Source organism: Virgibacillus sp. AGTR, from assembly GCF_016919725.2.
Lineage (GTDB): Bacteria > Bacillota > Bacilli > Bacillales > Amphibacillaceae > Virgibacillus > Virgibacillus salarius.
Genome location: NZ_JAJERH010000045.1, coordinates 22620 through 33285, shown reverse-complemented (window position 1 = coordinate 33285; position 10666 = coordinate 22620). Strand labels below are relative to the sequence as shown.

14 protein-coding genes and 2 riboswitches are annotated in these 10666 nt (G+C 37.7%); of the genes, 6 read left to right on the top strand and 8 right to left on the bottom strand.

Annotation, left to right across the window (positions count from 1 at the left end; genetic code table 11):
- Nucleotides 1-78: 78 nt before the first annotated feature.
- Nucleotides 79-276, bottom strand: coding sequence for a hypothetical protein (locus JUJ52_RS15435; RefSeq protein ID WP_205389495.1), 198 nt, complete (start codon nt 274-276; stop codon nt 79-81).
- Nucleotides 277-288: 12 nt separating this feature from the next.
- Nucleotides 289-483 (bottom strand): DUF2642 domain-containing protein, encoded by a 195-nt coding sequence (locus JUJ52_RS15430; RefSeq protein WP_205389494.1) that lies wholly within the window; start codon nt 481-483, stop codon nt 289-291.
- Between the two features lie 266 nt (nt 484-749).
- Nucleotides 750-861: riboswitch (TPP riboswitch) on the top strand.
- A 204-nt stretch (nt 862-1065) separates the two neighbouring features.
- On the opposite strand from JUJ52_RS15430, the gene thiW reads away from it, so the two are divergent.
- From thiW to thiE, 5 genes are all read left to right on the top strand, one after another.
- On the top strand, nt 1066-1563 hold the full coding sequence (gene thiW / locus JUJ52_RS15425) for an energy coupling factor transporter S component ThiW (protein ID WP_026682469.1): 498 nt from the start codon (nt 1066-1068) through the stop codon (nt 1561-1563).
- A riboswitch (TPP riboswitch) is annotated at nt 1552-1654 on the top strand. Its footprint overlaps the gene before it by 12 nt.
- A 64-nt stretch (nt 1655-1718) precedes the next feature.
- Nucleotides 1719-2405: a thiaminase II gene (gene tenA / locus JUJ52_RS15420; protein ID WP_026682468.1), complete on the top strand. Its 687-nt coding sequence runs from the start codon at nt 1719-1721 to the stop codon at nt 2403-2405.
- The gene (gene thiD, locus JUJ52_RS15415; protein ID WP_205389732.1) at nt 2405-3211 is read left to right on the top strand and encodes a bifunctional hydroxymethylpyrimidine kinase/phosphomethylpyrimidine kinase; all 807 of its coding nucleotides are present in this window, start codon (nt 2405-2407) and stop codon (nt 3209-3211) included. Before tenA ends, thiD begins: the two co-directional genes overlap by 1 nt.
- Complete coding sequence (gene thiM / locus JUJ52_RS15410; protein ID WP_205389493.1) at nt 3208-3981, top strand: hydroxyethylthiazole kinase; 774 nt, start codon at nt 3208-3210, stop codon at nt 3979-3981. Before thiD ends, thiM begins: the two co-directional genes overlap by 4 nt.
- 3 nt (nt 3982-3984) lie before the next feature.
- Nucleotides 3985-4602, top strand: a complete 618-nt coding sequence (thiE, locus tag JUJ52_RS15405) for a thiamine phosphate synthase (protein ID WP_318279843.1) — start codon at nt 3985-3987, stop codon at nt 4600-4602.
- A 341-nt stretch (nt 4603-4943) separates the two neighbouring features.
- On the opposite strand, the gene JUJ52_RS15400 is transcribed toward thiE, so the two are convergent.
- The 6 genes from JUJ52_RS15400 to JUJ52_RS15375 form a co-directional block, all read right to left on the bottom strand.
- Nucleotides 4944-5087: a hypothetical protein gene (locus JUJ52_RS15400; RefSeq protein ID WP_161629286.1), complete on the bottom strand. Its 144-nt coding sequence runs from the start codon at nt 5085-5087 to the stop codon at nt 4944-4946.
- Nucleotides 5088-5330: 243 nt separating this feature from the next.
- On the bottom strand, nt 5331-6068 hold the full coding sequence (locus JUJ52_RS15395) for a MerR family transcriptional regulator (protein WP_121604426.1): 738 nt from the start codon (nt 6066-6068) through the stop codon (nt 5331-5333).
- A gap of 269 nt (nt 6069-6337) precedes the next feature.
- On the bottom strand, nt 6338-6973 hold the full coding sequence (locus JUJ52_RS15390) for a hypothetical protein (protein WP_026682464.1): 636 nt from the start codon (nt 6971-6973) through the stop codon (nt 6338-6340).
- A 13-nt stretch (nt 6974-6986) separates the two neighbouring features.
- Nucleotides 6987-7385 (bottom strand): permease prefix domain 1-containing protein, encoded by a 399-nt coding sequence (locus JUJ52_RS15385; protein WP_205389492.1) that lies wholly within the window; start codon nt 7383-7385, stop codon nt 6987-6989.
- Nucleotides 7382-7711 carry a PadR family transcriptional regulator gene (locus tag JUJ52_RS15380; protein WP_026682462.1) on the bottom strand — a complete coding sequence of 110 codons (330 nt, stop codon included), beginning with the start codon at nt 7709-7711 and terminating at the stop codon, nt 7382-7384. The genes JUJ52_RS15385 and JUJ52_RS15380 overlap by 4 nt, the downstream gene beginning before the upstream one ends.
- A gap of 401 nt (nt 7712-8112) precedes the next feature.
- The gene (locus JUJ52_RS15375; RefSeq protein ID WP_121605845.1) at nt 8113-9543 is read right to left on the bottom strand and encodes an MDR family MFS transporter; all 1431 of its coding nucleotides are present in this window, start codon (nt 9541-9543) and stop codon (nt 8113-8115) included.
- Between the two features lie 515 nt (nt 9544-10058).
- Here JUJ52_RS15375 and JUJ52_RS15370 point away from each other — a divergent pair.
- Nucleotides 10059-10571, top strand: a complete 513-nt coding sequence (locus JUJ52_RS15370; protein ID WP_228089018.1) for a hypothetical protein — start codon at nt 10059-10061, stop codon at nt 10569-10571.
- The last annotated feature ends 95 nt before the right edge of the window (nt 10572-10666 follow it).

Sequence of the window (10666 nt, the reverse complement as noted above, 5' to 3'; positions counted from 1 at the left end):
TATAACTCCTCCAGATCGAGAAGTTATACTTTTATTACAAGTAATACTGTAAACCAACAAACCCTAACTTTATTATTCTTAAGAAAATCGTACAAAATTAATAGCATTAAATGCTATATATATTTCTTGAGGCCCATAACCACTATTATCGTTAACGATTATCAATTGTGAAGTTACCTTTAGAAGCGTACCTTCTATTAAATTATTATCAGTAGCTATTTCAGCATCAGAGCCTATACGCGTTAAAAGTTCGGCAAAAAGATTTATTTGAAACATCTATATTCCTCCTTATAGCTCACTAATAAACTCAATTTTATAAAGTCTCACCAAAACTTGGTCTCCAGATCCCTCGATAATGACAGTATAATCATCTTTAACCTGATTAACTGTTCCTGTTACCATTCCAAAAGCAGTAGTAATTTGAACTTGTTCATTTATTAAATCTAGAAGTACTTCTTTAATTGTAGAAGGAGTAAGTGCCAATTATAATCATCCTTTCTATAATATATTTCTATTTACCATATGCTACATTTATTAAGCCGTAAGGGCATTTATTTCTATGGATCACTAATTCCACCATTATCATATAAACATAAATAAAAATAATTGACTATAACCTATCAAATAAGCCTATTGAAAAAGGAGCTTTAAGTGGTAGACGCTATATTCTTTTTCCCATGACAAATAACAATATATTTGTTATGCTTGATTCAGTTAGTTGCTGAAAGCATAATTAAATTCACAAGTTACTTAACTACTAGGGGTGCCCAATATGTGGGCTGAGAGGAAACACGTGACGTTTCTAACTCTTATGGACCTGATCTGGTTAATACCAGCGGAGGGAAGTAGTAGACGCAACGTCTTTCTATTTTCTTACACAAAGCCAGGTCCATGGAGGATCTGGTTTTTTTCATAAGAACAGAGTGGATGTATATTATGCTTTGCTGTCTACCTTTAGCATCCATAGCTACTGGGGAGAGGCGTGTAGGACGTAAGCTATACCGCATATTGTCGGTAATTCCTATTGTTGTCCTATGCTCACTTTTTATAGAAAGGAGGGAATAAGTGAGAAGAACGCACGTATTAACATTGATGGCAATTTTCGTAGCAATTGGAACATTAGGAGCACAATTCTTATGGTTTCCTGCTGGAATTGCTAAAGCGTATCCAGTGCAGCACGCAGTAAATGTAATGGCGGCAGTAATACTGGGACCTGGTCCAGCCGTAGTCATAGCTTTTATGATTGGAATTTTACGAAATATGCTGGGGATTGGTACATTACTTGCTTTTCCGGGAGCAATGGTTGGTGCTTTCCTTGCTGGGCTTTTTTATCAGTGGTTTGGTAGAAAGCTGTGGGCTGTGATCGGAGAAAGCATTGGTACTGGTATTATCGGATCATTCATAGCGGTTCCATTTGCTAAATTGTTTATGGACAGTGCTGCTGGCGCTTTCATTTTCATGCCATCGTTTTTGGTAAGTAGTATAACTGGCGCATTTATTGGCTGGTTCATTTTATTACGAGTAAAGCAAGAAGATACGATACGCGTACAAGGAAACTACTAGGGGCGCTTTGTTGCTGAGATAAGGACTTTTCCTTTGTCCCTTTGAACCTGATCTGGATAATACCAGCGCAGGAAAGTAGTGGGGAACATATTATTATCCTCTATTTATCTACTTTTACACCTCTAGTGGCTTCCCATAATAGAAGGAGGCTAAATATGAATTTCACTGATCAATTAAGAGAAGAAAACAATGATATTTTCCAGCTTATTTTTAATCATCCCTTTGTTCAGGGGATAGGGACTGGCGAGATTTCTAAAGATGCGCTCGCACATTATATTAAAGCGGACTTTGAATACTTAAATGCCTTTATGCAAATTTATGGAATAGCGCTATCCAAATCAAAGAAACGTGATGATATTGCTTATTTCTTTGATCAAATAAATTTTATATTAAACGATGAAATCCACCCACATCATAACTTCTGCAATCATATCGGTGTGGACTATGCGTCTTTACAAGGACACCCTTTGCCACCTACTGCAGATCATTACATTAAACATATGATGTATCATGCACAAATGGGAACGTCTAGTGAGATACTAGGAGCTCTACTTCCATGCCCTTGGACATACTTAGAAATTGGTAGGGAATTAATGGAGCAGTATAATCCTAATAAAGATCACCCTTTTTACGATTGGATTAGTTTCTATGCAAGTGGTGATGTAGATAATACCACCTTTGAATTGAGAAAACGGTTGGATATACTTGCAGAAAATGCTGCCAAGGATGAAAAAGATCTCATTAGAGAAGCTTTTCGAAAAAGCTGCCAGCTGGAGCTTAAATTCTGGGAAATGGCCTACACATGTGAATCATGGCCAAACGCAGAAAAGGTGAACAGCTAATGGCTAGCATACCTTGCGCGCTGACTATTGCTGGAACAGATCCGAGTGGCGGTGCTGGCATACAGGCAGACCTAAAAACATTTCAAGAACTAACCGTATATGGAATGTCTGTAATCACCTCTGTTGTGGCACAAAATACAACCGGTGTGCAAAACGTACACCATCTACCTGTTACGATGATAAATGAGCAACTAAACTCAGTTATATCAGATATGCCTGTGCATAGCATAAAAACAGGTATGATTGCGAACAAAGATATGATGCAGGTTATTGCAGAGCACTTGTCCAAATCAGTTGTGAACTATGTCATGGACCCTGTCATGGTTGCAACTAGTGGCGATCCATTAATATCGGAAGATGCTCGATCGTTTCTCAAACAGCAGCTATTACCATTAGCGACTGTAGTTACTCCTAATATTCCTGAAGTACAGTATATTACAGGACAATCTATTGATAATACAAGTGATTTGCAAGAAGCGGCTTTCGAGATCGTCAAAAGCTTTGGAGCACGCGCAGCACTTGTTAAAGGTGGCCACCTGCAAGGTAAAGCCGTCGACTATTTATATGATGGGAATAAGCTTTACACGTTCGAAGCAGAGCGGTTTCAAACAAAGAATACACATGGTACAGGTTGTACGTATTCAGCGGCAATTACTGCTCATCTAAGTAAAGGTCTACCACTTTACGAAGCTGTAAAGCAGGCGAAACAGTATGTAACAGCTGCTATTCAATACTCCTTTTCACTTGGTGCCGGTAACGGACCTACAAATCATTGGGCGGTACGCAAAGAAAGGGTGGAACAATGACACAATCCATTATTCAAGCAGTTAGAGAACAAAAACCATTGATCCATAACTTAACCAATGAAGTAGTCATGAATTTTACAGCTAATGGTCTGTTAGCCTTTGGTGGAGCACCGATAATGGCAAAAGCAGAACAAGAGGCTAAAGAAATGGCTACCGCTGCGAATGGTGTACTTATTAATATTGGTACAACAACTTTAAACGAGCTATCAGCTATGAAACTAGCAGGAATAGCCGCAAATAAAAAAGGTATCCCTGTCGTACTTGACCCAGTTGGCGTAGCGGCTACAACCTTTCGCCAAGAAGCTGTAAAGCATTTGCTACACGAAGTACAGTTTACCGCAATCAAAGGTAATGCTGGCGAAATGGCACAGCTTGTGGAGATCCCTTGGAAAACAAAAGGTGTTGAGTCAATTGGGGACGGTAATCTAGAAGAAATTGCCGTTAAAGTTGCCAAAGCCTATCATACAACTGCTGTAGTTACTGGTGAGACGGATGTAATTTACAGTGAAGGGAAAATAATTTACAACACGACTGGTCATGTATGGCTAGAAAAAATTACTGGTGCAGGCTGCTTATTAGGAGCTATTCTAACTGCATGCTTAACAACTAATCATGCTCTAGAAGCTAAGGCATTGGCAGCAGTACAGTTTTATGGACTTGCTGCTGAACACGCGGCTTCTCAAGAATATGTGCTTGGTCCTGGAAGCTTCTTACCAGCATTTATAGACGCCCTTTCCAAAGACTTAGATCAATTGAAAGGAGTTAATTAATCTTTGCAGCTAAAGGATGCTCTAAGAAAATACTTTATTATGGGTAGTCAGAACTGCCATAACGATCCAAAGCATATTTTGGAACAAGCAGTAAAAGCTGGTATAACAGCATTTCAATTTAGAGAAAAAGGAAACGGGTCATTAACTGGTTATAAAAAATTTATTTTAGGAAAACAACTTCGGAATATCTGTCAAAACTATCGTATACCTTTCTTCGTTAACGATGACATAGAACTTGCTGAAATATTAGATGCAGATGGTATCCATGTTGGTCAGGATGATGTATCTGCTCTGGAATTACGTAGGCGTTTTCCAAATAAATGGGTCGGCCTTTCTGTATCAAATAAAACAGAATTAGTAAATAGTCCCATTTCCTCTGTTGACTATTTAGGAGTGGGGCCAATATTTTCTACTACAACAAAAGAGGATGCTAAATCAGCGATTGGACCGAATTGGATAAAAGATATCAAACAAGCTTATCCCTCCCTGCCAATTGTGGGTATAGGTGGTATCACTACAGACAATGCAGCTTCTGTTATCCAAGCGGGAGCGGATGGGGTTGCGATCATATCCGCTATAACCCTTGCAGAAGATATTAATAAAGCTGTTCTACAATTATAGTAGTAACAATCTATATTCAAAGAGTGCAGAAATAGCACACAAAACAATTAAAGCTGTGCCCAATAAAAAACAATTGGCACAGCTTTTTTTACGCTTGCTTTTTCGTCAATCCTGCGACTCTTTATACGAATAAAAGCAAAGCGCCCGATTAGAAACGTAGCGACTGGAGCGAGAGAAAGAATCATGGTGAGCTTCCGAGCCAATAATGACTTAGATTAGAGCGATTCGTGAAGTCGCATCGTTTCTGGTCGCTGAAGCTGGCCGCGGCTCAACACGCCCATATTTATCCACTTGAATAAAAAGAACCCGTAGCTCCAAGCTACAGGCTCATCAACATAAATCTATAGTTCATAACGCTTACAATGGTGTTTACTCCCCGCTTTACACCCATTCACACCGGAATCTGGTGACACTGCTGCCGATGCTGAAATAGACGAGAAAAGAAGCATGGTAAGAATGGAACTACCCAGCAATAACTTTTTCATTGTTTTATCACTACTCCTTTTATAATAATCTATCTACATTTTACTATACACTGTCACTCTCTAATTGTATATAAAAATCAGAATTTTGGTAATATAGTAGCAATCCTATTACATAAAGTAGCCTTTAGAACTACCATAACGACTGAAGGGAATAAGCACATAGCTCTATAGATAATAAACTGTTCGTAAAAACTTCAGCATGATTAACCGAAAAGAGACTGAAGCATTCCTGCCTCCTTCTATTTATTGAAGATTATCAGCATAGGCAGTCATCGCATCTCGCATGAATACAGCTAAACCATTACCATATTGATCGATATTTTTTGTGAAACGTTCATCATCTACATATAGTTGGCCTAGTCCTTTAAAAGCTTCTAGTGAATACGTTCCTATACGATTTAAGAATTGATACCATTCAGCAATTCGTTCTTGAGCAATTTCAGAGGCAGGATCTTCATGACGAACTTCGGCTAATTTACGATAAATCGCATGGAACGTTTCCTCAAACTCTTTTTTTTCAGCTTTTGTGAAGCTATTAAGTTTTGCATTCGATTTATTAACTGCTTTATCCCCCCAACGCTCTCGCGCTTCCTGTTCATAAGGATTATGACTAAAGTCAAATCCGGCAAATTTTTCTTGATTACTCATTACAATCTCTCCTTTTTTATACTTTAATGTTTTATCAATCGTTCCAATCATTGTATTGATTCGCCTCCTTTTATCAAGCAGCATTTTGCGATGCATCTCTAAGGCCTCAGCTTGATTAAAAGAAGGGCTGTCAATAATTTCTTTAATTTTCTTCAAAGAAAAATCAAGTTCCTTAAAAAATAAAATCTGCTGCAAACGTTCTAGATCATTCTCTGAATAAATGCGATATCCTGATTCGGTTGTTTGTTCGGGAGTCAATAGCCCAATTTCATCATAATGATGTAGTGTGCGCACACTAATCCCAACCAAATCAGCTACTTCCTTTACTTTCATAGCTGTTAACCTCCCTGTAAACTTACTATAAAGTATAACGTAACGTTAGAGTCAATAGAAAAAATAATTAACAGCATATTTAAATTCTAAATACAGGTTACCAATCGCTATATCCAAACAAAAAGAACTGGAACAAAGAATTTCAGTAAAAAAAAGCAGAACTATCATTCGAAATGTTTTGGTAACATTCGAATCCATCCTGCTTTTCTAGTTCTAAACTATTTGTTGCTGTATTGAAGCACCATTCAGCGGCTGTTTACACGCTTGATTCATGATTCCGTATTCCGTTTATATACAAAAAAATACAGGCTTAATGGCCACCAAAGAATGGCGAAAATCGGATAAATGGCCCAAATGGTACCTGGTGAGTAAATAATATTTACCATTATAAAAAATAAACAAAGAAGTAATGACGCATGGAGTGAAAAAGTAAAATACGTACTTCTTCTCACATGATACACAGATAGCGGCCACCATAATACAGCAAAGGCGGGAAATATAACCCAAGGAGTATGCGGAGAGACTATTACGTTTAGTAAAAAATAATAAAGAATAGCAACGCCACTACCAACAACTGCAACTCGTAATGTCTTGGCTTTAGCCCCTAAGAACACAAGAATCGGCCAGTAAACCAACGGAATAACTGTATACGAAACCCATGGATACGTAGGAGTACTTCTGTTCTCAATGATGAGAAGAATTAATAGTAATGTACTAGTAATAATAGCAAATAACGTCTGTTTCTTCTGCTTATAGCAATACAACCCTAACGGGAAAACTAACATTACAACGGCTGGGTACATAAACCAAATATGTTCTACACTTGTTAACATATTTACAATAAATAGAAAAATAATTGTCATTACTGAGCCTGTAACTAAAAAAGCCAAATCAATTTTTTTCACATTGTGTTCCTCCTCACTTTTTACGCTTCCAAGAAAAGTACATTGTTAGCGGCCACCAAAGTACTGCAAATGTTGGATATACAAACCAAATGATATCTGGTGTGTAGTAAAAGTTAATAAATACGAACAAGGAAATAATCAGAAGACTACTCCATATGGAATACCATAAATTAAGCTTAGGCAAATTCCTCTTCACAGGTTGTTTTGCGCCTAATTCTTGCTTTAAATCTTCAATATCCCCAAAATCAACAATAGCTTTATTTATCGCATCCTCCTCTGCCTTTCCTTGTTCCATCAAATCCCAGACCTTTTCTTCAAGGTTTTGGGTTACTTCTTGCATAACTGCGTTTTTTTGTTCACTTTCAGGAATGTTTTTAAATAATTCCTCAACATATCCAATAATTTCTTTCAATTTAATCCCTCCATAAATAAATCAATAATTTCCTTTGTTTCCTTCCATTCTTGAACAGTTTCTTTTAAATAAGCTTTTCCAAGAGTCGTTATGCGGTAATACTTTCGTTTTCCACCTCGGGAAACACTCCCAAAATAGGACTCAATTAGATCCTTTTTTTCCAGTCGCTGAAAAACTGCATATAAAGTAGCTTCCTTTATTTGAAATCTGTTATCTGTTCTGGAACTGATCTCTTTCGATATTTCATAGCCATAGCGATCCTCTTCACAGACTAAACGTAAAATTATCGATTCCAAGTGACCACGAATAATATCACTTCTTATCATTATCACACTTCCTTATTTTACAACTATTCTATCTGATAGAGTAATCATACGATAAATTACTCTATCTGTCAAAGTAATTTTTCAACCTCCTACATTAAAAAAAGACTGATAAAAAAATAAAGAAACAATAAAAAACGAACAATAATTAGTTGAAATTAATTATTGTTCGTTTTTTTGATTAGGATCATTCATTTAGTACCTAAAATAAGCGAGAGTCCGGCGGGAACAGCACGAGTCTGAAGATCCACGTGGTAATGTGTTTTTCTTTACCAAGTTAACTGAGGCCATGCCTGCGGAAAGCGCGTATGTTTTCACGGTGCGGCGATGATACTCCTATTGATAACCAGATTATTCGTATTTTGAGTAAAGAAGTTGTGTTTTGTCCCAGCCTCGCTAATGATTTAATTCTCTTCAGGCTGTTCTAATTCTTGTTTATCCTGATCTCTTGGAACGGCACGGTATACTAGAAAAGCCAAGATAACGGCAATAATTGAAATAGCAAAAGCAATGAAATAGACTAGCTCTACTCCAGCTACCATTGCATCACTAATTGTACCTGGGTCATCTGGGTTTTTAGATTGACCTAAAAAATGATTTTGTCTTGCATTTAAAATGCTAATGAAGACAGAAACACCGATGGCACCTGCTACTGGCTGTAAGGTCGTCATTACTGAGGTACCATGCGGATATAATCGTTTTGGAAGTTGATTTAAACCGTTTGTTTCAGCAGGCATCATAATAGCTGATACCGTAAGCATCAATAGAATATACCCAATAATAATCATCCATGGTTCTGTATCAGCATGAAGTCTACTCATCATAAACATTGTTCCACTTAATACAATCGAAGCAGGTATCATTAATAATCTTGGACCGAATTTATCAAATAGATGCCCCATAACAGGTGACATAAGTCCATTCAGAATGCTTCCAGGTAAAAGTAATAAGCCAGCTGTAGCCGCTGATAATGCTAACGGGCCTTGCATGAACACAGGTAATATGATTTCTGACGAAAACATAGTCATCATAATGATTAGAAACATCAATATTCCATGTGTAAACATCGGATATTTAAAAACACGTAAATCCATGACTGGATCTTTTAATTTAAATTGTCTTAATGAGAAGAACGTGATTCCTATTACACCAAGGATAATAAATGTGTAGACATTAGGACTTAAAAAGCCAGCCTCTCCTTTTCCTGCTGAGCTAAATCCATAAACTAGTGAACCAAAACCAATTGTTGAATACACAAGTGATCGTACGTCAACTTTTGGTTTAGTAACTTCTGATACATTTACTAAATATCTATAAGCAAATGCAACAGAAAATAAAGCAAATGGAATGACACAAATAAATAAGAAACGCCATCCGAGATATTCTACGATGATCCCTGACAATGTTGGCCCTATTGCTGGCGCAAACATAATAACCAGACCGACAAGCCCCATCACCTTTCCACGTCTATGTGGAGGAAACACAAGTAAAAATACGTTGAAAATGACTGGCATTAATAAACCTGTACCAGCTGCTTGAATAAGCCTTCCCGTTAATAAGATCGGAAAGGTTGGTGCTAATGCACATATTGTTGTTCCCAACGTAAACACAAGCATTGTTCCTAGAAATAATTGCCGTGTTGAAAACCATTGTAATAATATAGCTGAGGCAGGAATAACGATTCCCATAACAAGCATAAATCCTGTAGCCATCCACTGAACGGTTGGTAAAGATACATGAAATTCCCCCATTAATGTGGTTAAAGCGATATTTAATAACGTTTCGTTTAGGATGGCAAAAAAAGCACCAATAATTAACGATAACATGATCGGCATAACCTTAAAATTAGGATCATCAGCTAAATATTCATAATTTGTACCGTTATTTTTATTCAATTTGAAGCTCCTTTCTAATAAATATCTCGCACTTTATCTAGCAACTATAGCAGGAGAGGCTTGGCCAACCTGAAAATTACAAAAATTACCAACAAAAAAGAGAGAGAAGAATTCCCTCCCCATTTTCTTTATAGTTTTATTGAAACAGGTAGACCAATCCCGATAGATGCCACACAAATAGCATGTTATTTAGTTAAACAAGTAATTCGGAATTGATCATTCATCATTTCAGTAAAACCCCCGTTCATTAGATGAGTGTTCAAAGAACATTCACTATAAGTAAAATAATACTAACATGCAGCTTTGACATAAGCAAGGATTCAATAATTAATTTTTATTTATATTTGTGTAATAAACCTACATCGCTATCCGCCCATTATGGGAAATACGAATAGCAAATTAGACGATTGCCCCATATAGTGAAGGGAAAGATTTTTTAGAGGAGGAGATTTTTTATGTATCCTTATAACGATGAACACGCATATAACGATGACCAAAGAGTATTTAACCTACCTAATATAAGTGAAATAATCGGTCCTGTTTTTCCTGGTGGCGGACCTCCTGGACCACCCGGATTTCCTGGGGGGCCTGGCGGAGGACCTCCTGGACTGCCTGGATTCCCTGGGGGGCCTGGCGGAGGACCTCCTGGACTGCCTGGATTCCCTGGGGGGCCTGGCGGAGGACCTCCTGGACCGCCCGGGTTCCCTGGAGGGCCTGGTCAAGCACCAACATCACCGCCCCCATCATTTGTGCCACAAAAAACACAGGCAAAGACCTTTGCAATTGATCCAGGCGGAATTCGCTTCTGCTTATACCGGTACACGTATATCTGGTTAAGACGAGATTCCTTTTGGTTTTATCCAACTTTTGTAGGTAGAAACTCTATAGCTGGCTTCCGATGGACTGGGTTTGGATGGGTATACTTTGGTATTGATCTAGACCGAATTGAATCATTCCAGTGCTTTTAACACAGTATAACTAAATTGACACTTTAAATTGTGTGGGGGGTTAGTTTATCCCCCACTGATTATTAGTAACACAAGGTTCTGACTTAAAGGCCTTT